Raw genomic sequence first — 23,472 nt, forward strand, 5'->3', positions numbered from 1 at the left:
ACCTTGCTTGGCTTATATCCCAACGCCCAATTGAGTACAATTACAGCGTGGGACTTACGCCAATTGAGTTAAATATTAAAGAGTAAGCTTTGGCAGTGAGAACAGAAAATGGCTTTGATTTTGACATTTTTGGGCAAAGGCGGCACTGGCCGCAGTACGATCGCGATCGCAACAGCTAAAAAATACGCGGCTCAAGGCAAGCGAGTTCTGCTGCTCGGCCAAGATCCGGGCCCTGCATTGGGTATTCTGCTAGGGGTTCCCCTGACTCTGTGCCCCCAGGAAATCGCCCCCAACCTCAAAGCAGTTCAGGTGCAAAGCGCGCCGCTGGTAGAACGCAGGTGGGACGAAATTAAACAACTAGAAGCTCAATATGTCCGTACTCCGTTTTTCAAGCAGATTTACGGCCAAGAATTAGGAGTGTTGCCGGGAATGGACAGCGCGCTGGCGTTGAACGAACTTCGGGAATACGAGGACAGCAAACAATACGATGTAATTGTTTATGACGGCAATGGCGGCATGGATACGCTGCGGATGCTGGGAATGCCGGAAATTCTGAGTTGGTACATCCGCAGGTTCCGTCAAGCTTTGGTAGATTCGGATTTGGGGAAAGCGCTTTCACCTTTTATTCAACCGGTTGTCAGTACCGTGTTGACTGTGGATTTGTCGGGAGACAATGCTTTTCAATCTACTAAGCAAGTCGATAATCTTTTGGATAAGGGTAAGGAAGCGCTGGCAGATCCGAACCGCACGGCGGCTTTTTTGGTGACGACTGGGGATGCAAGTGCGATCGCAACTGCTCGCTATCTTTGGGGAAGTTCTCAACAAGTTGGTTTGACTGTGGGCGGTGTCATTGTTAATCAAGCATCTGTTACAGAAGCTATTAATGCCGATTTTGAGCCTTTGACGGCTGTTTCGGTTCCGGCGCACAGTGACAATAATTGGCAGCCGCTAATTGATGCTTTGCCCGATTTTTCTCAGGCGGCAAAAGCTCCTCAACCTATTAACATCAACATTGCACAGCGTCAAGTTAGTTTGTTTTTGCCTGGGTTTGACAAGAAAGAAATTAAATTGATTCAATCCGGGCCGGAAGTGACGATCGAAGCGGGCGATCAGCGGCGCAATATTTTGCTGCCTCCGGCGCTAACTGGGAAGTCTGTTACTGGTGCTAAGTTCCTGAATGGTTACTTGATTATTTCTTTTTAGGGTAAGGAAGAAGGCACGACACGGATTTTGACACAAATACACGGATGAATTATCGAGTTCTCTAATATCATGTCTCGTTGATTCGCGATCGTATAATTTGTGCGATCGTAGATACTGTCTTGACCGGTCAAGACAGTATCTACAAACGAAATGTACATTGGAATTGTAATTTTAATCGCAATGTACATTCAGATTTACCGTGGGGCGGGGGCGGGTTTATTTATCCTTTGAATTCTTCCCAAGATGGTTGGTGAAACCCGCCCTTACAGCTTAACTTTTAGCGTTACCGTTTCCATTGCCGCCAGTCGTTAGCAAAACCCGCTTAGCTAAAGGTTCCGGCACTTCTTGCAATCGATCGAACTCCCAATTAAAAAATCCTACTCCCATTGTCTGCGATCGCAATTCTACGATCAAATTCTGCATTTCTGCGATCGGCAAATAAGCAGAAACTGCATCCCATCCCTTCCAGTCTTTCTTACCTTCGTAGCCGAGAATTTGGCCGCGGTGTCCGCTGACCAACTGCAACACCTTTGATGTACACTCGTTCGGAGCGCAAATTTCAACTTTGGCGATCGGCTCCAGCAATGCCGGTTCGCACTTGGCCATTCCCTCCTGCATCGCCAAACGCGCCGCTTGCTTGAAAGCTTGTTCGGAACTGTCAACGGTATGATAGGAACCGTTCGTCAGCGTCACCGCTACGTCTACCACCGGGAAACCCAGGGGGCCGCGATCCAAATACTCGCGCACTCCCACTTCCACGCCGGGAATGTACTGTTTTGGGACGACGCCGCCGACTATTTTGTCGCTAAAGGTGAAACCTTCTCCGCGAGGCTGCGGTTGAATGTCGAGGTACACGTCGCCAAACTGTCCGTGCCCGCCGCTTTGGTGTTTGTAGCGCCCGTGGATGGAAGATGCAGGTTTGCGGATGGTTTCTTTGTACGGCACTTGCGGTAAGTGAGTTGTCATCGGCAAATTATACTTGCGGCGCAACCTGTCTAAGGCTACTTTCAGGTGGATTTCGCCTTGACCCCAAAGTATAATTTCGTGAGTGTCGCCGTGCTGTTCCCAGACTAAAGATGGGTCTTCTTCTAGCAGTTTAGCTAAAGCGGAGCTCAGCTTAACTTCATCGTTGCGCTTTTCTGGGACGATCGCCCGTGCGTAGACAGGCGGGATGATTTCGGCTTTTGGCAATTCTTCCTCAGAACCCAGCGTATCGCCTGTTTTCAAGCCTTCTAGCCTTCCCAAAGCCACAATTTCCCCGGCGCTGACAGACTGCAAACTTTGCGTTTGCTGGCCGGTCAAGCGGTACAAACCGTTAACTCGAACGCCGTTCAAATTTGCTCCGTCTGCCAGCGTCCCCCGCCACATTCTCACTAACGATAGTTTGCCTCCTTGCGGTGTGTAATAGGTTTTGAGGATTTGAGCCAGAACTTTGTTTTCACTTTGTATAATGCCACGGCGATCGGCTGTAGTTTCCGGTGTCGGCGCTTCCCTCAGCAAAGCTTCCAGCAGAGGCCGCACGCCGAAATCTTGTTCGGCGATGCCGATGAATACTGGCACAATTAAATCTGCGCCTAATTCCATCTTTAAATCGCGGGTAATTTCTTCGGCGTCGGGATTGATTTCTTCTAGCAATTCTTCGAGTAAATGGTCGTCAAAATTCGCCAATTCTTCGAGCATTTGCTGCCGCGCTGCGCTTTCTTCTGCTTTGAGGTGTTCTGGAAGCGGGACGGGATCTGCGGCGGCGCCCGGATGGTAGTGGTAAGCTTGTTCGGTTACTAAGTCGATAAAACCGATGATTTGTTCGTTTTTGCCGATCGGATATTGGTGAGGTACGATCGGTCTACTGGAAACGGATTTGAGCGCGTCGATCACCTCGGTGAAGTTGCTGCCACAAGTAGTTTCGTCTGTGTAAGCTCGATCGATCTTGTTGATGAAAACTAAGTGGGGAATTTCCCAATCGTCGAGGAATTTAAACAGGGGTGCGAGGGTTAAAGTGCGATCGGCAACGGGTTCGCAAACAATTATCGCCGCATCCACACCTATGAGTGCATTGTAAGTTTCTTGGGCAAATTCTACCGATCCCGGACAGTCGAGAAATGTGAAGCGGACGCCTTGATATTCAGCGGTGGCGGCGTTTACTTCTACGCTCATTTGGCGATCGCGTGCTTCCGGCGAACTATCACCTATTGTGTTACCCTCTTTGACATTTCCTTTGCGGGTAATTGTCCCTGTCACCGACAGCAAACTTTCGAGCAGTGCGGTTTTCCCGCTTAAATAAGGGCCAACAATTGCAACGTTTCGCGTGGCCCCAAGGACTTTGTGGTTCATAATAGCCTCCAACAGAAAACTTGTTTTCTATTGCTCTTGGTGCAATCAGTTCTCTATCATTTTCTAGACTTTTTCTAGGTTAATTTTTATTGCAGTTTCGAGCAATTTCAGATTTTGGTATGATTCTATACTTTTGACGGTAGCGTGTTTTGAGTGACGCAAACACAAATTGTAGTTTTTCTTAATATTTGGATTTTTTAACCGCAGAGAACGCAGATCGGATTCTCGTTCCCAGGCTCGGCCCATTGGTAACAGCTTAAGACTGAAACTCATAATAAATGTCGCTTGTAGTTGAGTCTAGATCCCCCTAAATCCCCCTTAAAAAGGGGAGTAGGGGTTGACTTTGAGAAGAATCTTGTCCCCCCCTTGTTAAGGGGGGTTAGGGGGGATCTAGGCTTCGATATAAACAAGAGAGACGGTTAGTTTAACATTAAAGTGTCACCAATGGGCTTTGCCTGGAAACGAATTTAACTCTTGCTCTGCCTCGATTAAATCGCGGTTTTTTCGTGTTATCTAATTTCTCAGGAGTCGCAAACCGCTTAATGTTACTATTACTGTAGAGCCTTCGTGACCGATTACGCCGAAAGGCATGGTGATATTTCCGAAAAAATTAGCCGCCAATAACAGCACAATGCAACTGAGTGCAAAAACAATGTTTTGTTTGACAATTTTTTGAGCGCGGCGGCCTAAACTAATGGCTTTAGCTAGTTGCTCTAATTTATCTGCCATTAATACGATATCAGCAGTTTCTAAAGCAACATCGCTGCCGGAAATTCCCATCGCAATGCCGACGGAAGCTTGAGCGAGGGCGGGGGCGTCGTTGATGCCGTCTCCTACCATTGCTACAGTTTGATACTGGGTTTGCAGTTGTTTTATTGCCTGCACTTTGTCTTCTGGCAAAAGTTCGGCGTACACTTCTTTGATGCCTAATTGATGGGCGATGTGTTGAGCTGTTTTCTCGTTGTCGCCTGTTAGCATAATTATATGTTCTACGCCTAATTTTTGCAAGTGTTTTACTGTTGCTGCTGCTTCGGGGCGGAGGGTATCTGCTACTGCAATGATTCCCAAAAGCTGAGCGCCCTTTGCTACCCAAACAACGGTTTTACCTTCGGCTTGCAACTGCTGGCTGAGTTGAGCTAATTCGGAAGTTGCTTCGACAAATTCGGCTTTACCAATGGCAATAATTTGATTGTTGACTTTGCCGACAATTCCTTGACCGATTTTTGCTTGTACGTCGGTAGCGGTTGACAATTGTAATTGTTGCTGCTGGGCGGCGCTGACAATTGCAGAGGCGATCGCGTGTTCGGAATGAGCTTCTAGGGCCGCAGCCAATTGCAGAACTTCTGTTTCAGTATATCCGGCTGCTGGTACAATTTGGATAACTTCAGGTTTTCCCGTGGTGAGAGTTCCGGTTTTGTCAAAGGCGATCGCCCTTACTTTACCAATCATCTCTAATTGCGCGCCACTTTTAAACAAAATCCCTTGTCTCGCCCCGTTAGCAATTCCCGAAAGCAGCGCGGGCATAATCGAAGCCATCAGCGCGCAGGGGGATGCGACTACTAGGAAAATCAGCGCCCGATAGATTGTCTCTTCCCAATTCCAGCCCAAAACAAAGGGCGGCAAAGTTGCCAGCAGCAAGCCTAAACCGACGATTAATTTAGCATAACCGCGCTCGAATTTTTCCACAAACATTTGAGAAGGCGGCGCTGCTGTTTGCGCTTCTTGGACTAGCCGAATCACTCGCTGAATCAAGCTGCTTTCTGGAGTTTTATGAACTTCGAGTTTCAGCGCGCCGACACCGTTGATTGTACCTGCATAGACTTCATCGCCGCTGGTTTTTTCCACGGGCATCGATTCGCCGGTAATCGAGGCTTGGTCGATCGCACTGTAGCCTTCTATAATTATCGCATCTGTGGGAATGATTTCTCCGGGCTTGACTAAAATGTAATCGCCAATTTCCAATTTGTCGATCGCAACGAACCGTTCCCCGCCGTACATTACCACCCTAGCAGTATCCGCAGTCAAACTCATCAAACTGCGGATGCTGCGTTCAGTCCGCTGCATAGCATAACCTTCAAGCGCGCCGCTAATTGCAAAGATTAAAATCAACACCGCACCGTCAACAATTAAATGATATTCTTGCCGCCATAGCCCTAAACCGGCCGCGCCCAAAGCAGCGACTATCATTAACAAATCTACATCTAATTCGCGTTCTTGAAAAAGCGTAGTTAAGCCTTCGCGGGTACTGGAATAGCCGCCGATAACATAAGCTGCGGGTAAGATTAAGACGGCTACGCCCAGCCAGCCGAATTGCAGGGCTAGCGAACCCAAGATTACTAGAATTCCGCACAGGGCGGCAGTCACAGCATCTGGATGTTCTTCTGCGAGGCGCCAGATGCGAGAAATGGGGAGGGAATTGGGAGTCATGGGGGAAATTGATTTGGTAGATGACTCCTTTAGCCTAAACCTTGACATTAATGTCAATGTCAAGCTTTTGGCCCGGACTCCTTTCGGGTAGGAAAACAGCACTGCCGTGTCCTGTATTTCCTAGAATTGAAAACCCCTATTAACTGTCGGTAAAGTCGATCGCACTCAAAACAAGTTCTACCCTGGTATCTGTCCCAATCGAGCCCTCAATTCATCAGCCGATAACTGAGGCAGTTGTTGTAACAACAATGTCAATTCTTCGACAGGTAAAGCCAGTAAATTAGTAACGAGTGCAGGCAAACTCTCGCCCGATTCATTTAACCGCACTGCCAAGACATTTTCGGCTAATAATCTCACCGCTTCTTGCCTTCCTGCTGCATCCACTGTGAGCATAGATATTCCTAGTAAAATCATCGTAAACTCCGCAGCAGGTATCGTCGAGACTGGAGAGAGAAACGCTATCATCAGCGAGTCTAATTCTCCAAATCTCACTCGCAGAAAATTCTCTAAGATTAAGCGCTGTTGTTCTTCTTTACCTTGTTGCTGTGCCGCTTGTAACTGTTCTTGAAAAAGAGGTGCGATAGTCATAATTAACTCCCGGTCTTCTGTTTCTATTTCCTGTTCTAAATCTGCTACTAAGTTTGATTGCAGTCTGTACAGCAATTCTAACGCATTAATTCGCAGGGGATTATCTGTACTCAAAGCGCTCAACTGGGTAACTGCTCTTTGCTGCACTTTTCCTTTACCCAAAATCCTTAGCCACAAGGTTTCGGGAATTTCTGGCAACTGATGGATGACCACAATTGCCGATCGCAAATATTCCCCCAAAAAATAGATTCCCGGCATCCAATTGGGTTCGTCTGGTTGTGCGCGAAACCCGTTCACCAGGGATTCTGAGGCTGTCGGAGTCAGAATCCACAATTTAGGCAATTCACTTTCGTTAAATCCAGTATTTTCTCTTCGAGATTGTCGCTCTAGTTTACCGCGAACGTCCCACAATTTGCTGAGGCAACTGATAACTTCGCTGACACTTACCGGGTTGCGGAACGGTTCAAAGATTGCTGTCGAATTTGCCAGTCTTCCCAACAATCCCAAGCTTTCGATGTATTCTGGGACTGCGGCGTTCGGAGTAAAGTAAACATCGATTTCGCGCACTTCGGAAGTGACATCGCGGCCGATATCAACTATCCCTGCTGGAGAGAGCAGTTCTTCTAGGTATTCTTTGGCAAAGCGATCGTGAATGAATCGCGTCATTCGATTTTAAAGGGTAGATTTTAGAGGGATTTCCTCAAATAAATATTATCACACGTTAAAGAATTATGGCTGTTTTCAATTATATGAAATACCGTAGGGACACGGCACTGCCGTGTCCGGGCGGCAATAGGTCAAATAAAAACCGTTAGCTTGAAAATTTAGGAAAATTAAAAAAATGCTACCCTCATAAGTATTTTAATAATTATTAAAAATCGCCGATTCCCGCGCGGGACAGGACAAGGCCGTTTCCCTACATATCGCGTACAATCTATATTTATCTCTACTTTTTATAATTGGTATTATGCAACAAGAATATCTGACAATCAAACAACTTACAGAAGCGGTAAAAGGCACAATTACCCCTCGGATGGTGCGACATTATCACGCTTTGGGGCTGCTATCTCCGGCGGTACGATCGACCTCTAACTACAGATTGTACACCCGCAGCGATGTGCAAAGGCTGCAAAGAATAGTCGCACTCAAGCAGCAAGGCTTTCAACTGTCTCACATCCGCAAACTGTTAGAAACTGATGCGGATGCTTCGCCTGACGCGCTGATGGCGACTCTGCAACGGCAATATCTGTCGGTTATTCAGCAAATTGTTCGCCTCAGAGAAACGGCTTCGGCGCTTGAAGGATTGCTGGGGCGGGATATTTCCTGTCAAGCGGTGCAAGCGGACGCCTTGGCGCAATTAAGGCTGTTGCAGGCGGAAACTGAGGGGGGGTTGGATGAGTTGGAACAACTTTGGGAGGGTTGGGATGCGGGGGCGCACACTCACCCGGAGGTTTTTGGGGAGTCGTTGCAGCTTTTGTTGCCGGATTTGGCCGATCGCTCGGAAATTGAGGTAGACTTGCTTTCTAAACTGGTGTTAGCTTGCGGAGATTGTTCGCTGCTGCCGTTTGTGAAGTTGAGCGAAACGGCGATTAAATCGGCGCGGGATGCTTTGAAAAATCAGTGTCAAATTGTGGCTGATGTGCCGCCTGTTTTTGCGGCTTTGGATGGGACTAGATTGGCGCATTTGGGAACAAGTATTGCAACTTTAATTGATGACCCGCACATTAATGCTGCGGCGGAAGCGGAACAGGAATTCTGGCGGCAGGGTGAGTGGTTTGATAAGTTGTTGAAACTGGAAAAAGGATGTATATTGGTGATAGGATATGCGCCGTCTGTGCTGATGGCGGTTTGCGAGGCGATCGAGTGTGGGCAATTGCAACCGGCTTTGGTAGTGGGAATGCCGATCGGTTTTAGTCATTCTCCGGTGGCGAAACGGCGGTTAGTGCGATCGGGCGTTGCTTATATTACGACTGTGGGAACTTTTGGCGGCGGGTTGTTGGCGGCGGTTGCTTTGAATGCTTTGGTTGAGTCTTTGATTGAAAAGCCGAATTGTCATTGTCATCTTAAGTGAAGATGGGATTGAGGTTGGTTGTGGCGAAGAAGGAGTCAGGAGTCAGGAGAAGAATACTCTCTTTCCTCCTGTCTCCTCTTCTGGTGAATACTTCCGAAAGTTTCAATCCCTGATAGGGAGTTTGGTTAATTGCGGCGTTTATTGGAAGCAAAGGATTGGGTTTCCCGTTTAGAGTTTCAATCCCTGATAGGGAGTTTGGTTAATTGCGGCCGATATCTCCAGGCTTACCGGCTAGCCTAATGGTGTTTCAATCCCTGATAGGGAGTTTGGTTAATTGCGGCACGATTCGGACACATAATTGCCGCCAAGGGCTATGTTTCAATCCCTGATAGGGAGTTTGGTTAATTGCGGCTCAGATTTTACTGAACCGCTAGCCAAAGGCTTAAACGTTTCAATCCCTGATAGGGAGTTTGGTTAATTGCGGCTCCGGGCGATCGCTCGATAACTTTGTCGCCATCGTTTCAATCCCTGATAGGGAGTTTGGTTAATTGCGGCTAACCCAACAGCCTTCAGATGCTACCGTGCATGAGGTTTCAATCCCTGATAGGGAGTTTGGTTAATTGCGGCTCGACTGCCTTACGGCTGGAAATGGTTCGCGAAAGGTGTTTCAATCCCTGATAGGGAGTTTGGTTAATTGCGGCGGTTCTTTGTACCCCAACGCGGGGAAGTTGAGTTTCCCCGTTTCAATCCCTGATAGGGAGTTTGGTTAATTGCGGCCATCATCTTCAACCTCCGTTCAAGAAGCTTTTAGTTTCAATCCCTGATAGGGAGTTTGGTTAATTGCGGCTCTACCGCATAATATACCAATCTTTAATATTTCTTGTTTCAATCCCTGATAGGGAGTTTGGTTAATTGCGGCAATTTCGGAATTCAAGGTAACAAAGCTGCCCGTGACGTTTCAATCCCTGATAGGGAGTTTGGTTAATTGCGGCTCTTTCTCTAGATTTTGCCTTTCTGTTGGCGACATCACTGGGTTTCAATCCCTGATAGGGAGTTTGGTTAATTGCGGCTCGCTAAGACCTCCCCATATTGCAGTTATCCAAATGGTTTCAATCCCTGATAGGGAGTTTGGTTAATTGCGGCCAATGTGCGGATCTGCTGAGTCACCCAAATCCGAAGTTTCAATCCCTGATAGGGAGTTTGGTTAATTGCGGCGGGTAAAATGCTTGGATCGAACGCTGTAATTTTAGTTTCAATCCCTGATAGGGAGTTTGGTTAATTGCGGCTCTACGCCTTCTGCGTCGTTCCCGTACCCAATTCGCCTAGTGTTTCAATCCCTGATAGGGAGTTTGGTTAATTGCGGCTCACCATCGAAAACCGTCGTAATAATTGCCATTAAGTTTGTTTCAATCCCTGATAGGGAGTTTGGTTAATTGCGGCCATTCACCTCTATATCCTAAGCACATTGTGTGAGGGTTTCAATCCCTGATAGGGAGTTTGGTTAATTGCGGCGTACTTGCTCCGGCTTGACATCCAAGTAGCGCTGCGTTTCAATCCCTGATAGGGAGTTTGGTTAATTGCGGCTTGCTCACCCTTCAAGCGCGCACCATCCCAAATTGATTTGTTTCAATCCCTGATAGGGAGTTTGGTTAATTGCGGCTCAAGCGGCGATCGTCTGGATGTGGGCATTGCCTACTGTTTCAATCCCTGATAGGGAGTTTGGTTAATTGCGGCTTTCATTATCAGCAAGTTATTGTAAAATAAGGATTTACCAAGTTTCAATCCCTGATAGGGAGTTTGGTTAATTGCGGCGGTGCTACAAACACCCAGGGCTGACCGTTAATTCGTTTCAATCCCTGATAGGGAGTTTGGTTAATTGCGGCTATAGCCACTTGGTATTTTATAGGATTTCGGATCTGTTTCAATCCCTGATAGGGAGTTTGGTTAATTGCGGCTCGTTTAATTCCCCGAATGGAAATAGATACTCTGTTTCAATCCCTGATAGGGAGTTTGGTTAATTGCGGCAGGCTGAGTATAAGCGCTTAGTCGGGGAGAACTAGGTTTCAATCCCTGATAGGGAGTTTGGTTAATTGCGGCGCGCTGCGCCCTGGTTACGCGCGCCTTGGACTTGGCATCGTTTCAATCCCTGATAGGGAGTTTGGTTAATTGCGGCGTTAGGGGAGTCAGCCAAAGTGCGATCGCAGTTCCCGTTTCAATCCCTGATAGGGAGTTTGGTTAATTGCGGCGCTAGTCCAAGACACTGTAATGGGATTAGAAGTAGGTTTCAATCCCTGATAGGGAGTTTGGTTAATTGCGGCAGCTACCATCAAGAAAAAGTGCTGCAACTATTAGTTTCAATCCCTGATAGGGAGTTTGGTTAATTGCGGCTAGAACTAAAAGACCTCTAGAAGATGGCACAAGTTTCAATCCCTGATAGGGAGTTTGGTTAATTGCGGCTTGATAGAGAGTGAAATCAGTGCAGACAACAGCTTAGGTTTCAATCCCTGATAGGGAGTTTGGTTAATTGCGGCTCTAAAATCAATAAATTCTTGTACTCAATACCTTTATGTTTCAATCCCTGATAGGGAGTTTGGTTAATTGCGGCTAGGCTGTTTAACCGGGTTCAGGGTAGCTAGCGGACAGATGGGTTTCAATCCCTGATAGGGAGTTTGGTTAATTGCGGCCAAAGAATTTATCCTTATGTGGGATTAAGTAATGTGTTTCAATCCCTGATAGGGAGTTTGGTTAATTGCGGCAAAAGTAGTATTGCTTGTACTATATACAGGACTATTCAGTTTCAATCCCTGATAGGGAGTTTGGTTAATTGCGGCTGATCCAATTTCTTCTTGATGAAGGGATCGAAGTAGTTTCAATCCCTGATAGGGAGTTTGGTTAATTGCGGCTTTGACTAGAGACGAATTAGTTATCTACTACGGAAAAGTTTCAATCCCTGATAGGGAGTTTGGTTAATTGCGGCGCACTAACCCAAAGGAGCCGATCGAGAATCAAGTTTGGGAGTTTCAATCCCTGATAGGGAGTTTGGTTAATTGCGGCTGAGGATCTAAAACAATTACTTCATGCCCAAGTGCTGTTTCAATCCCTGATAGGGAGTTTGGTTAATTGCGGCAGTTACTCCAAACACAAGCTAAAGCTTAGGAGTTAGTTTCAATCCCTGATAGGGAGTTTGGTTAATTGCGGCGAAAATCGGATACTCGCTGGCGGGGTAGGCCGTGGAATTCGTTTCAATCCCTGATAGGGAGTTTGGTTAATTGCGGCCCGAGAACGCACACAGCAAAGCCAACCGATGCCAAGCTGTTTCAATCCCTGATAGGGAGTTTGGTTAATTGCGGCGCTAATTTTTTTGTCAAGCGCGGTGAGTGGAGTTGTTTCAATCCCTGATAGGGAGTTTGGTTAATTGCGGCATCCGAGGCCAGAGACCGAGAACACACACAGCAAGTTTCAATCCCTGATAGGGAGTTTGGTTAATTGCGGCATTGACACTGGCACACAGCAAAACAGAAAGTGGTTTCAATCCCTGATAGGGAGTTTGGTTAATTGCGGCTTCAGTCTGTAACTGGTTATCTGCAACCGTGGGTGTTTCAATCCCTGATAGGGAGTTTGGTTAATTGCGGCGCGGAATTAACCCGGTTTGCTCATCCCAATCTGTGTTTCAATCCCTGATAGGGAGTTTGGTTAATTGCGGCTTGGGTTCTGGTTTCTTCAATCCTGTGCTTAATAGTTTCAATCCCTGATAGGGAGTTTGGTTAATTGCGGCAAAACCCCCGCAACTCCCAACCGCTGCGGGTTTCGTTTCAATCCCTGATAGGGAGTTTGGTTAATTGCGGCGGGTCGTTAGTCGCAGATAATTTGCCCGCAGCGGTCTGTTTCAATCCCTGATAGGGAGTTTGGTTAATTGCGGCTTCAGCAGCAGAATTACCAGTCCCGCCGATGCTGCTGAGTTTCAATCCCTGATAGGGAGTTTGGTTAATTGCGGCTTACCGCCCTCTAGCTCTATCAGCCCCTGTATGTTTCAATCCCTGATAGGGAGTTTGGTTAATTGCGGCCTTTCCATCAATAGTGCAGTCATTTAAGCACTCAAGTTTCAATCCCTGATAGGGAGTTTGGTTAATTGCGGCATTATCCGCTAGCAATGATGGCTCCCACGCGATCGTTTCAATCCCTGATAGGGAGTTTGGTTAATTGCGGCTTTACACTCTCGCCCACTCCCACAGAGCCCACACACAGGTCAGTTTCAATCCCTGATAGGGAGTTTGGTTAATTGCGGCGATAGCGGCTGCAATTAGTTAGTTCGATGTTTTGTTTCAATCCCTGATAGGGAGTTTGGTTAATTGCGGCATTGCACCAGCAGCCGATCACTCTCACCGTTATTGATGTTTCAATCCCTGATAGGGAGTTTGGTTAATTGCGGCTCAGATTGTAGCCAATTTGTCCCATTACTTAATTCGTTTCAATCCCTGATAGGGAGTTTGGTTAATTGCGGCTCTACCCGCAAACAGAAAGCGATCGCCTCCACAAATAAAAGTTTCAATCCCTGATAGGGAGTTTGGTTAATTGCGGCCAAAATACGCTTTTCGATTCCTTGCTCACACTCAATGTTTCAATCCCTGATAGGGAGTTTGGTTAATTGCGGCTTAGGAGTATAGTGTGCTTCTGGGTACGTAAAGTAGTTTCAATCCCTGATAGGGAGTTTGGTTAATTGCGGCATGTCGGAGGTTTTGATATTTGTATTCGGGTCGCCCGTCAAGTTTCAATCCCTGATAGGGAGTTTGGTTAATTGCGGCAAGCATGGATTTAGTATGAAGCCCCCAACCAAAGTTTCAATCCCTGATAGGGAGTTTGGTTAATTGCGGCCCAAAGATGTTAGATTCAATGGGCTTACCCCACATCCTAGTTTCAATCCCTGATAGGGAGTTTGGTTAATTGCGGCTTGAGTCAATGGATTGTCATTTGGTGTAGCAAATGTTTCAATCCCTGATAGGGAGTTTGGTTAATTGCGGCTTTAGGAGAAAAGGTCACCGAGGGGCTTGCGGGTGTTTCAATCCCTGATAGGGAGTTTGGTTAATTGCGGCTAAAATTTTCACCCTAAATTCTGGACTGTCATCGTTTCAATCCCTGATAGGGAGTTTGGTTAATTGCGGCGTTCCCGGAATTAACAGCGCTTCACCAGTACCGGGATCGTTTCAATCCCTGATAGGGAGTTTGGTTAATTGCGGCCTTATATCCCCGATGACACCCCGCCCGATGTATTACGTTTCAATCCCTGATAGGGAGTTTGGTTAATTGCGGCTTAGCAGGCCCTCCACCAACCTTGCAGCCGAGTTTCAATCCCTGATAGGGAGTTTGGTTAATTGCGGCTCTGGCTGGAGCCCCTTGATTTCATCCAGTGACTCGTTTCAATCCCTGATAGGGAGTTTGGTTAATTGCGGCCGCCCGTTCCAGAAGCTTTGCTGTATTTGGTTTTCAACGTTCATTTGCGTCTGCATAAAACAAAAGTACCATTTCAGCCTTCGACTTGTCAATACCCAAATTTTCAGACAGCCCTCAAACCATTGTCCCGCATACATTTCAGCGATTGCGTCTACCATTTTATTGCTTGAAGTGCCTCTAACCCTTAGAGCATCTACATTATAGCCCCCCAATTTAACACCTCGATTTTTACACCTACTCCTAGACGCATTTTCCACCCAAAAACAGACATCAACCGAATCACCACTTACCCAAAGCCCCCCAAACAGTACCCGAAACCACGCCCCAAATCGCCCCCAAACCAGCCCCCACGATCGCCCCCGCCACAGGCCCCAACTGCACCGGCACCCCAGCGCTAACAGCCGGAAACATCGCAGACACCAGCGCCCCCAACACAGCACCCGCAAAAGTCCCCAAAAAACTGCCCCAAATGGCCCCCAAAGCCCCACCCTTCAAGCCCGAAGGCTGAAACGAAATCGGCAACTTCGGCGAAAACCCGCCAAAACCCAACAAACCCCCAGAAACCACACCTCCAACAGAACCCACACCAGCCGCCACGATCGCCACACCCAGCAGCAAACGCGCAAACTCATCCACCGGCCGCATCTGGACACCGTATTGCTGCCAAACCACCAGCCCAGCCCCCAAAAAAACACCAGCCAGAGTCCCCACAAACGAGCCCCAGACCGCCCCCAAATACCCTCCCCGCCGGCCCCACACCCTCCCCGCCGGCAGCGCCAGAGGAGGCCGAAAACTCGCCCAAACACAGCCCCAGACAGTACCAACCCCCGCCCCAGCCAAAATCCTCTCCCCGATTCCCGGAGTGCTATTAATCGCCCCAAACACCGCACCGCCGATCGCCGCCAACAAAAAAGCCCCCCAAGCCGCCCCCACCAAAACTCCCCCCCACTTTCGCCAAATCTGATTCGGCGGCAAAGTAAAAACGCCCCACATCATCCCAAAAAAACAGCCCCAAATCGTACCAACAAAAATCGCCCCCAAAATAGCCCCGCCGCCCTCAGCTATTACCGAATAAATCCCCCCGATCGCCGCCAAACACAAACTACCCCAAACACCTCCCCAAGCAGCATCCTGAACAATGCGCTCAAACTTGCCCACGGGAAGCTGAGGCGCAGGAGTCCGACTCCGAGAAGACATCGGCATCGGTAGCAACGGCACTGCGTACTGGCCGATTGGGCGCGAAAGCCCCGTGGCGGGCTGTTGCCGGCGCACTGCGGGCTGGGGTACGACAGGGGGTGGTTGGGGCTTTTTACGCTTGATTTTCGCGGGCTGCAAGTGCAATCCGTTGCTGACTGCTTGCCGCGAAGGAAACGGATCGCGGCCTTTGAGGAGTTTTGCCCGATCGCACCAAGGGCACCGACTGAGATGATTTCCGTACTTATGCTGACTGTTTTTGCTGCAAGTTACCAAAGCATCTTCCGCTTCCCGAATCGCATTCACCCAAGTTTTCGCATCCGGGCGCGCGGAAGGATTGCCGTGCCCTTCCTCAAAACAGCGGATAAACATCTGCCGCAGCCGCGGATGCAGCATCTCGAAAGGAGGCGCAGCCGGCATCGGGCGGTAGCGGGCGGGCACGGGGGCACCGCCCCTACTGCATCCGGGGACATGGCCCGATCGAATTCTCGCTTCCAAAGACGGCGGTTCATCGCTACCGAGATAAACTCCCGAAAACGGATGCGTACCTTCCATCAGCAATTGAAAAATTAATACCGCTAAACCGAACAAATCGTGCTCTGGAGATCGATCGATATCGCGGAAAGTCTGCCCCTGCAACTCCGGCGGCGTAAACTCCGGTTTCCCCACGGGACACCGATAAACGTAACCCGTATAAGGATCGCGCACTTGAAACGAATCGGTGTCTACCAGCGTTACCAACGCCGTATCCGTCACGAGAATGTTCGACTCGTTTACGTCGCCGATGACGTAACCCCTGACGTGGAGGGCGTTTACAGCCGAGGCGAGATTTCTGGCGGTACGGTGGAGGTAAAGATAGCTAAATAGCGGTTTTTGTTCGCGCCTGGTTTTGGGAGTGTAGAAAGTGTGTACCGGCATCACTTTGTTGACGCGCGGCATCACAAAACCGACGATTTTTTCTCGCCCGCCGACAGTATGCAGCAAATCGATCGGCCAAGCAATGGAAGCGTGTCCCGGTTCCGCGATCGGCGCATCCGGCGGCATACTGAACATGACTGTGAGTTTGTCGCCGTCTTCGTCTGTCGGTTTGTGGTAGATTTTTGCTACAAGGGACGAGTCTTGGGCGATCGGGTAGATGCGGCCTTCACCCCCGCTGGCGATCGCGGTTTTGGTGTCGATCGCAATCAGTTGTCCGCTAAATTGGCGCTGCAACTGCATAGAATTCGCTTAGGGTATGGGGGCATCAATCGATTTTAGATTTTAGATTTTGGATTTTAGATTAAAGAAAGCTACCCCACTGATAGATCCGTAATTCTATTTTATTGTGGGGAGTAGGGCTTGGGCAGGAGAGCCCGCCCTGGAAAATTCAGCAACAGGCTACGAGGGCCTGTTCCACGATAATTCTATTTTATTGTGGGTTGGGCAGGAGAGCCCGCCCTGGAAAACTCAGCAACAGGCTACGAGGGCCTGTTCCACAATAGTTCAATTTTGCAGTTTTGCTTACAATTGATTGGGATCGATGCCCATTTCTCGGAGTCTTGATTCCAAAGCTTGCGATCGCGATCGTTCTTGTTCCAGCAGCATTTCTGCCTGTTCGGCCCGCGCCTCGGCTTGCTGGATCTGTCGATCGAGTTCCACAAAACTCCTAAACGGTTCTCCAGATGGCCCGAACATTTCGAGTCCTGTTTCTGATAATTGAAACCGCACTCCCAGTCTGGGACTTACCCAACCGTCCATTTGTTCGATCGCTTCTAATTGTGACTCAACCCGCAACCATCCTGTCAGTTCTAATGTTTGCGGGTCGTACAAATAGTATTCTTCCACGCCGTAGCGTTCGTAGAATCTGAATTTTTCAATCATCGGAGTCAGACGATTTCCCGGCGACCAAATTTCAAACGCGACTTGCGGTGCAATATTATCTTCATGCCACTGTTGGTAGGAACCTCGATATCCTTTTGATCTGCCCAAAACTACCATCACATCTGGTGCTTGGCAAAGTTTATTATTTCCTTCCACCGGATACCAAAGCAAGTCACCTGCTACAAAAACATTTGGATCATCGGCAAACAGCAATTCTAAGTTTTCTTTAATCCAAACAATTAATCGAAACTGATCCGTATTGTTTGACATCGGTTCGCCGTTATCGTCGGGGTAGATGATATTTGATTTTTCGGGAGATTGCAGTTGTGTAACCATTGCTGTTTCCCCAATTTTTTTGACAAGTTGATTTTATTTTAGTCGATCGCCTGTTTCCTCTTCCAGTTCGTCAACGGCGGTTTGGATAAAGTTATCCACCAACCAGTCGCGGGTACGCGAGAAATTGCTTCTCAATTCCAGGTACTGACTGCCTAGTTTTGCCTTAAAGTCTTTGGGGAAAATCTCTTTGGCCACTAACATATTTTTCCAGCGAGTTAGCTGGCTGGCGTTGCGTTCGGGAAAGCGGTTGTACAAATAGTCGATCGCGATCGCATCTAGAATATCCGCACCCAGGATTTCCCGCCGTTTCACCTCGTTTTCAGGCCCAATTTGTCGCCGCTGAGTTAGATCCCGATGCTGGCTAATGTTTGGTTCAATCAATTGCTGAATCAGCCAGTTTCCCCCACTGCAAAAATCGCGATCCAACTCCAAGTAAATCGCGCCCAACAAAGCCTCAAAAGTCTCCGAAAAAACTCTCTTGTTTTCGCTTTTGTCTGTTTCTATTCCATTCCCTACGCGCCAACCGAGTTCGTTTAATTTCAGATTTTGTGCAAAATCCGCAAGTTTTTTCGGATCTGCCAAACGAGCTTTTAAGGTTGAGATAGCATCTGGATCGAGTTCTGGATATTCGCGGTAGAGGTAATCGGTAACAACAGCACCGAAAATCGCTGCGCCTAAGAGTGACAGCCGTTTGTACTTAACCTCTTGCCAAGCGGGAGACTCCTGGGGGCGATCGGAGTAATAGCTGGTAGAGTAACGGCAATTCAAGGCAATTTCCAGCAGTTTTGTCTGCTGAAAGCTGGAAAGGTCGATCGCTGCTTTGACTGCTTCAATATCTACCTTTTTATTTTTTATTAGCTCTAATTCTTCTTCACATTTTCCCCACTTTTCCAACCAATCACCGCCAGCATCTTCCACATACAAATCCACAAAATCTACCCCGTAATTCATCCAGTCATCCTGCATTTTTCTGGCTGCTTCCAGTTCTTCCCAGACTTTTTGCAAGTTATTTTCAACGATGCTCGTACCTTGTACAGTCATAGTATTTGATTTTGATGTAATTTGATTTTTTTTCCCACAATTCCACGGCGATTAAATCAAATCTCAATTCAATTTAGGCCGAGTTGCTAGTTATTTAACAAGATTGATTGCTGCGGTAAATCTTCCCTGCTTAGCCTTGGTATCAAGCACCTGTTGTCGCCGTCTGGCAGACCCCTCCCGGAACCAGAAAAGGGGAGGAAGAATCTTGCTCCGCCTTCCCTTTTGCGGGAAGCTGTCTGGGGACTAGGCTTTTGCCATTGTCGAGAATTGTGCAATATGTGAGTTAGTCAAATTTTTTTTTTCACGGAGTTTGGAGCAGTCGAACTATTCTCAGCAGCATATCTGCTTGATTTACGGGAACTTGAGGTAACGACCTGCGGGCAAATTATCACTATTATATAATGCAATGTTAACTAACTGGTTCAAGAAATTTGCATCATTTTTATCATAACTTAAGAATAATCCTCTGTCAATCCCCCAAGCTTGAAGAGTTTGTTGCCAATTTTGATATTTTAGTTCAGAAAACTCATCCGAAAGAGTAGTGACTTGAATGCAGAGGGGCTGCTGTTGGCGGTTGCTAACGATGGAATCGGTTGCCATAGAAAGGTCTGCAACATATCGATACAAAACAGTGCCTTGCCGATCGACAATTCGGGCGGCGATCGCACGAATCACGAGATCATCTCCCGGATCGAATTGGCCGGCCTTGAGTTTTTGTTTCCAGATGTAAAATTTGCGATCGTTTTCGCTCAGCCATTTAGGAAATAGATAGCTGTACCAATACCTTTCTCCCGGCGTCATTAACTCAAACGCGGCTTGCTGTTCTCTTTCCGAAGGTAGAGATTGAACTGCCAGCCAAACCTGAGAATCTCGGATAAGCTGCAGCAAAAAAGCCATCACAAATTTTTTAGCCGTTAGCGAACCGGGTTTAATATCTTTCACCCAGCGATTGATTTCATCCAATCTTCTCGCTAAACTCGGATCTATTAGATCTGCGTCGCTAATTAGGGAGTTGAGCTGATCCTTAATCTCTTGTGCTTGCAAATGACGACCTACTGTACAAACTAAAGCAAAATTGTTGACACCTCGATTTTATTATAGAACCGCGCCAAATTTTCACCGCTCGCGAGACAGCGCTAACAATTTTTGTGGGGTAGGTATCCTGACAGCCCTTGACTTGATTTTTCGGAGATGTCTATTGAGTAGCTGCTGCTGATTCCCGCAGCCGCTGGTACAATAAAACCAAATAAACATTCATCAGTAGTCCGGCTATAAATCCCAGTACATTACCCACAAGCTGAGTTACTAGCAAATTTTGCCATCTTAAACCGATTAATTCAGAAATCCATCTTACTGGTACAAAAAATACCAAAAATATCAGTAACATCGAGCGAAATACCAACCACCAGCGCCTTTTAGTTAATTGCCAACTGCTCTTAAAACTATCCAACACCGAATTGTTATTAATGACGATAGCATATAATAAAAACATTAAGCGGTATGACACATAAAGCCCCGGAATTAGTATTATTTGTATAATTATTAACCCTACAAAAGGAAAAGCCCGCAGACACCACGTAAGACCTGTAAAAATCAGCACCACAGACAAGAAACAAACCAAAAGAAGTGGTAGCAATCTTCTTTTTGCTTGAATAAAAGCATCAATCACAGTTACTTGATTTCCGGTCAAAATTCGATAAGTGTATAAAGTAGTAGCTCCAAACAAGAAAGGAACTGCCAAAGACCAGTAAAAAATGCCCCCAAAAACACTTGCTGCCGCTAGTTCATGTTGAGTCATACCATAAATATTCAGCATTACCTCTCCGCCAAAAGTATTCACCACGAAATATATCAAATGGGGATAGTTTATCCTGAACAGGGCTGGGTATATAGAGCCCACAAGATCCAAGGTGTCTCGCAACAAGTTTATGGCACTAACTCGTCGAGCTGTCATAACTTTTTATCCGGCTCTTGTAAGTGGATTGGAACAGATCAGACATTACTCGAAAAAGTTGCTAATAATAATGTTAAGTCATCATCGGTGCGTTCGGAAACGCGGGGCGATCGCAAAAATGACTCTAACTGCTGTTTCGCATCTTCCTCTTCTTTCCACTCGCCAGAGAACCGAAACAAAGGCGCAAAAAACGGCTTGTGCGGCGTGCCTTCTGGGATTTTGAGAGCTAGCATTTGCAAGCCGTCGGAAAAAACGGCTAAGTGCGGCAGTTTTTCCCGCAGTACCTGAAATTGGGCTGTTTCGATCGCATTCGGCGAAATCAAAAAGATAGTTTCGTTGATGTATTCGCCGCAGGGGGGTACTGTCAGGGCGATCGCATTTCCTGCACTATCACCTGCTACCGCCGCACCGTCGCCGATTTGAGCAACTGCGATTAATTCCGGTGTAGCAACAACCGCAATTAAAGTGCAGGCTAAATCTCTCGCAGCCACTTCCCGCACTGCCGCTTCTGCTTCCACCTGTGCCCGCGCAACTTGCAGTGATGCTGTCAAGAATACCTGCCATTCGTCGTCAGTTTCAGGCAGCCTTTCCTGTTGCTGGGAAATCGTTTCGACAACCGCTTCCACAGCAATTTTTGCCCCAACTTCTGCGAGTGCTGCCGATCCCGCACCATCGGCAACTGCTGCCGCTAAAACACCGTTTGGCAAGAGACGCCAGCAGTGGGCATCTTGACAAGGCTGCGCTCTTTTTTCGTGGCTCGTACCTATCACCGATGCCGCCACAACTTGCCAATTAAAGGATGAATTCTGCATTAATAACTCTTTAACTCAAAACTTCGTAAATTCACAACTATGCAAAGTCTGGACGGGTTTATTTATCCCTAATTACAGCACTTTTCTGGGTTCGTAGGTACTAGCCCTTGTAGGGACACGACAGTGCCGTGTCCCTACGGCACTCTCACTAATGACTAATGACTAATGACTAATGACTAATGACCAATGACTAATGACCAATGACTAATGACTAATGACCAATGACTAATGACCAATGACTAATGACCAATGACTAATGACTAATGACTAATGACTAAACAGTTCCCCATCCGGGTGGCGGCAGTGCTACTTGTTCGTCAATTTTTGAGTGAGAAACTCTCTGCATACTAGCCGACAGCCAGATGAACATCTCTCTAAAGTCTAATCCTTTCAATTTTACAGGCGTGCGATCGACAATTTGCGCGAGACGGGGAATATTAGCACCTTCCACTCCGACTGCAAAAAATGCCACGCGCTTGTTAGTTTCTTCCTCTTTAATCCGCTGTGCTGCTATTTCCACAACATCGTCGGATTCACCTTGAGGTTCGCCGTCGGTAATCATAAATACCCACGGGCGGTAGTAGGTAATGCCGTTGTTGCGGTATTCGGATTTGCGGGCGGCAATGGTATCTAATGCTAGCTGAATGCCTGCGCCCATGTGGGTTTGTCCTTGAGCTGTCAGCAGTGGCGTCTCGAACTGGTCGGCGGTAACGAAGTCTTGCACGACTTTGATCTGATTGTCAAACGAAATAATCGCGACTTCGACTCGCTTTTTAGCTAGTTCGTCTTTAATTAGGTCATTCCTAAAAATTTCCAGCCCCTCATTCAAGGCATCTATCGGTGCGCCTTGCATGGAGCCGGAGGTGTCCAGCAGGAGGACGCAGGGACAGCGCGGCTCTGGGTTTTCGGCAAATTCTACGGCTTCGTCTAGTCTCATGGTTCGGGGTTGACCTGGGAGTGGCTCGATTTCTAGGTTTGTTACTTTCTACCCTAGCAACTAGGTGACATATTTAACTCAATCTGCCCGCTGGCGCTCGTATTTTACCATTTACCTGAATCGATTTGAGATTTTTAATTGTAGATTTTAGATTTTATAATTGGATGTCTGGGGTCAAAAAAACAAATTCATTCCTGCCTGTGGTAATATAGACTAATAGTATTACTGCAAAATAAGGATAAATCTTATGATTGCAACAGTCACGCAAAAATTAACCTTTGACCAATTCCTTGTAGAATGTCCAGAAGATGGACTCTATGAACTGGTAAATGGAGAAATTGTAGAGATGAATTCCACAAGAAATCATGATGATATTGCTGATTTTACGTCTGACTCGTTTAAAGATGAAATTAAACGGCTAAGTTTAAATTATGTAGTCAAAAATACCGCCGTTATCAGAACTGTAACTAAAGCCGGAATCGAACAAGGGCGGAGACCGGATGTCAGCGTAATCGATCGCGATTTGTGGCGATCGAACCGTTCTGCTTATGCTGCAATGCGGGAACCAATTCAATTGGCAGTGGAAGTAACATCAACAAATTGGGAGGACGATTATATAGACAAATTGGACGAATATCGGCGCCTCGGAATTCCTGAGTATTGGATTGTCGATTATTTAGCAATTGGCAGCAGGGAATTTCTGGGAAATCCCAAAGTTCCAACTGTATTTGTTCACCTTTTGGATGCAGATGGTAACTATCAAAGAAGCGCGTTTAAAGGCAGTGAACGAATTGTGTCGCGAACTTTTCCCGAATTAACGCTGACAGCAGAAGAGGTGATGAATGTTTAACTTCGGTTAATCCAGCTAGCCCGACTATTCTCCATAAACAATCACTAAAAATATGAAATCTCTTTCTGATAAAAAACTTTCTAATCAAAAAGCTATTAGTCCTTGGAGTTACAAACCTTGGTGGTGTCAACCTTGGTCGATTCTTTTGACAGGTACTAGCCTGATTAGCGGTAGTTGGTTTTTATTAAAAACTGTTTGGATAACTGTTTTAGTCGCGATTCCTTTATTAGCTTGGATGGGTTTTTTCTTGTTAGTTTGGCCGAGGTTGATGCTGTCTAGCGGAGTTTTGGATTCCGATGCAGATTAGGTTTTGGTGGCGCGCACCTTATGTTTAGGGTAAGGTGCGCGACCATTGGTGTCAACTTAACGTTAAACCCTCAGTCCGGCAGGGGTTAAAACAATAGCCTCAAAGCGAAAGTCCTCGCTATGAGGACTAATGAGTTCTTCAGTCCTCTTCGAGAGGACTTTCGCTATAAGACA

Annotated in this window: 16 protein-coding genes and 1 CRISPR repeat array; of the genes, 4 read left to right on the top strand and 12 right to left on the bottom strand. The window is 47.1% G+C overall.

Annotated elements, in window-relative coordinates; all coding sequences use genetic code 11:
- The first annotated feature begins 108 nt into the window (after nucleotides 1-108).
- Nucleotides 109-1,203 carry a Get3/ArsA fold putative tail anchor-mediating ATPase NosAFP gene (locus QUB04_RS16870; RefSeq protein WP_333286018.1) on the top strand — a complete coding sequence of 365 codons (1,095 nt, stop codon included), beginning with the start codon at nucleotides 109-111 and terminating at the stop codon, nucleotides 1,201-1,203.
- Here QUB04_RS16870 and QUB04_RS16875 read toward each other — a convergent pair.
- From QUB04_RS16875 to QUB04_RS16895, 5 genes are all read right to left on the bottom strand, one after another.
- Nucleotides 1,200-1,361 (bottom strand): hypothetical protein, encoded by a 162-nt coding sequence (locus QUB04_RS16875; protein WP_333286020.1) that lies wholly within the window; start codon nucleotides 1,359-1,361, stop codon nucleotides 1,200-1,202. The genes QUB04_RS16870 and QUB04_RS16875 overlap by 4 nt on opposite strands.
- A gap of 112 nt (nucleotides 1,362-1,473) precedes the next feature.
- Nucleotides 1,474-3,534, bottom strand: coding sequence for an elongation factor G (locus tag QUB04_RS16880; RefSeq protein ID WP_333286022.1), 2,061 nt, complete (start codon nucleotides 3,532-3,534; stop codon nucleotides 1,474-1,476).
- Between the two features lie 63 nt (nucleotides 3,535-3,597).
- The gene (locus QUB04_RS16885; RefSeq protein ID WP_333286024.1) at nucleotides 3,598-3,807 is read right to left on the bottom strand and encodes a hypothetical protein; all 210 of its coding nucleotides are present in this window, start codon (nucleotides 3,805-3,807) and stop codon (nucleotides 3,598-3,600) included.
- A 240-nt stretch (nucleotides 3,808-4,047) separates the two neighbouring features.
- Entirely contained in the window at nucleotides 4,048-5,961 is a 1,914-nt protein-coding gene (locus QUB04_RS16890; protein ID WP_333286026.1) for a heavy metal translocating P-type ATPase, read from the bottom strand.
- Between the two features lie 177 nt (nucleotides 5,962-6,138).
- On the bottom strand, nucleotides 6,139-7,215 hold the full coding sequence (locus tag QUB04_RS16895) for a flagellar assembly protein H (RefSeq protein ID WP_333286028.1): 1,077 nt from the start codon (nucleotides 7,213-7,215) through the stop codon (nucleotides 6,139-6,141).
- A 301-nt stretch (nucleotides 7,216-7,516) separates the two neighbouring features.
- On the opposite strand from QUB04_RS16895, the gene QUB04_RS16900 reads away from it, so the two are divergent.
- Nucleotides 7,517-8,620 (top strand): precorrin-8X methylmutase, encoded by a 1,104-nt coding sequence (locus tag QUB04_RS16900; protein ID WP_333286030.1) that lies wholly within the window; start codon nucleotides 7,517-7,519, stop codon nucleotides 8,618-8,620.
- A gap of 99 nt (nucleotides 8,621-8,719) precedes the next feature.
- Nucleotides 8,720-14,008: a CRISPR direct-repeat array (repeat unit 37 nt; unit sequence GTTTCAATCCCTGATAGGGAGTTTGGTTAATTGCGGC).
- 279 nt (nucleotides 14,009-14,287) lie between these two features.
- On the opposite strand, the gene QUB04_RS16905 is transcribed toward QUB04_RS16900, so the two are convergent.
- The 7 genes from QUB04_RS16905 to QUB04_RS16935 form a co-directional block, all read right to left on the bottom strand.
- Nucleotides 14,288-16,420, bottom strand: coding sequence for a DNA-binding protein (locus tag QUB04_RS16905; protein ID WP_333286032.1), 2,133 nt, complete (start codon nucleotides 16,418-16,420; stop codon nucleotides 14,288-14,290).
- Nucleotides 16,421-16,702: 282 nt separating this feature from the next.
- Nucleotides 16,703-17,398, bottom strand: a complete 696-nt coding sequence (locus tag QUB04_RS16910) for a Uma2 family endonuclease (protein ID WP_333286034.1) — start codon at nucleotides 17,396-17,398, stop codon at nucleotides 16,703-16,705.
- Nucleotides 17,399-17,431: 33 nt separating this feature from the next.
- Nucleotides 17,432-18,439: a ribonuclease III domain-containing protein gene (locus tag QUB04_RS16915; RefSeq protein WP_333286036.1), complete on the bottom strand. Its 1,008-nt coding sequence runs from the start codon at nucleotides 18,437-18,439 to the stop codon at nucleotides 17,432-17,434.
- Between the two features lie 351 nt (nucleotides 18,440-18,790).
- Nucleotides 18,791-19,483, bottom strand: a complete 693-nt coding sequence (locus tag QUB04_RS16920; protein ID WP_333143201.1) for a hypothetical protein — start codon at nucleotides 19,481-19,483, stop codon at nucleotides 18,791-18,793.
- 151 nt (nucleotides 19,484-19,634) lie between these two features.
- Nucleotides 19,635-20,255, bottom strand: a complete 621-nt coding sequence (locus QUB04_RS16925; RefSeq protein ID WP_333286038.1) for a glycerophosphoryl diester phosphodiesterase membrane domain-containing protein — start codon at nucleotides 20,253-20,255, stop codon at nucleotides 19,635-19,637.
- Nucleotides 20,256-20,431: 176 nt separating this feature from the next.
- On the bottom strand, nucleotides 20,432-21,205 hold the full coding sequence (locus tag QUB04_RS16930; protein WP_333286040.1) for a PP2C family serine/threonine-protein phosphatase: 774 nt from the start codon (nucleotides 21,203-21,205) through the stop codon (nucleotides 20,432-20,434).
- 274 nt (nucleotides 21,206-21,479) lie between these two features.
- Nucleotides 21,480-22,142: a VWA domain-containing protein gene (locus QUB04_RS16935; protein WP_333143204.1), complete on the bottom strand. Its 663-nt coding sequence runs from the start codon at nucleotides 22,140-22,142 to the stop codon at nucleotides 21,480-21,482.
- Nucleotides 22,143-22,389: 247 nt separating this feature from the next.
- Here QUB04_RS16935 and QUB04_RS16940 point away from each other — a divergent pair, with 247 nt between their 5' ends.
- Both QUB04_RS16940 and QUB04_RS16945 read left to right on the top strand, forming a co-directional pair.
- Nucleotides 22,390-22,992 (top strand): Uma2 family endonuclease, encoded by a 603-nt coding sequence (locus tag QUB04_RS16940; protein ID WP_333286042.1) that lies wholly within the window; start codon nucleotides 22,390-22,392, stop codon nucleotides 22,990-22,992.
- A 52-nt stretch (nucleotides 22,993-23,044) separates the two neighbouring features.
- Entirely contained in the window at nucleotides 23,045-23,299 is a 255-nt protein-coding gene (locus QUB04_RS16945) for a DUF6737 family protein (protein WP_333244344.1), read from the top strand.
- The last annotated feature ends 173 nt before the right edge of the window (nucleotides 23,300-23,472 follow it).

The organism is Microcoleus sp. D2_18a_B4, from assembly GCF_036702475.1.
Classification (GTDB): Bacteria; Cyanobacteriota; Cyanobacteriia; order Cyanobacteriales; family Microcoleaceae; genus Microcoleus.

What these genes read in the sequence shown, in the direction of transcription:
- QUB04_RS16930 (WP_333286040.1), bottom strand. Translation starts at nt 21,205, where the DNA reads ATGCAGAATTCATCCTTTAATTGGCAAGTTGTGGCGGCATCGGTGATA.
- QUB04_RS16870 (WP_333286018.1), top strand. Translation starts at nt 109, where the DNA reads ATGGCTTTGATTTTGACATTTTTGGGCAAAGGCGGCACTGGCCGCAGT.
- QUB04_RS16925 (WP_333286038.1), bottom strand. Translation starts at nt 20,255, where the DNA reads ATGCTGAATATTTATGGTATGACTCAACATGAACTAGCGGCAGCAAGT.
- QUB04_RS16900 (WP_333286030.1), top strand. Translation starts at nt 7,517, where the DNA reads ATGCAACAAGAATATCTGACAATCAAACAACTTACAGAAGCGGTAAAA.
- QUB04_RS16885 (WP_333286024.1), bottom strand. Translation starts at nt 3,807, where the DNA reads ATGAGTTTCAGTCTTAAGCTGTTACCAATGGGCCGAGCCTGGGAACGA.
- QUB04_RS16915 (WP_333286036.1), bottom strand. Translation starts at nt 18,439, where the DNA reads ATGACTGTACAAGGTACGAGCATCGTTGAAAATAACTTGCAAAAAGTC.
- QUB04_RS16935 (WP_333143204.1), bottom strand. Translation starts at nt 22,142, where the DNA reads ATGAGACTAGACGAAGCCGTAGAATTTGCCGAAAACCCAGAGCCGCGC.
- QUB04_RS16895 (WP_333286028.1), bottom strand. Translation starts at nt 7,215, where the DNA reads ATGACGCGATTCATTCACGATCGCTTTGCCAAAGAATACCTAGAAGAA.
- QUB04_RS16940 (WP_333286042.1), top strand. Translation starts at nt 22,390, where the DNA reads ATGATTGCAACAGTCACGCAAAAATTAACCTTTGACCAATTCCTTGTA.
- QUB04_RS16905 (WP_333286032.1), bottom strand. Translation starts at nt 16,420, where the DNA reads ATGCAGTTGCAGCGCCAATTTAGCGGACAACTGATTGCGATCGACACC.
- QUB04_RS16880 (WP_333286022.1), bottom strand. Translation starts at nt 3,534, where the DNA reads ATGAACCACAAAGTCCTTGGGGCCACGCGAAACGTTGCAATTGTTGGC.
- QUB04_RS16875 (WP_333286020.1), bottom strand. Translation starts at nt 1,361, where the DNA reads ATGTACATTTCGTTTGTAGATACTGTCTTGACCGGTCAAGACAGTATC.
- QUB04_RS16910 (WP_333286034.1), bottom strand. Translation starts at nt 17,398, where the DNA reads ATGGTTACACAACTGCAATCTCCCGAAAAATCAAATATCATCTACCCC.
- QUB04_RS16890 (WP_333286026.1), bottom strand. Translation starts at nt 5,961, where the DNA reads ATGACTCCCAATTCCCTCCCCATTTCTCGCATCTGGCGCCTCGCAGAA.
- QUB04_RS16945 (WP_333244344.1), top strand. Translation starts at nt 23,045, where the DNA reads ATGAAATCTCTTTCTGATAAAAAACTTTCTAATCAAAAAGCTATTAGT.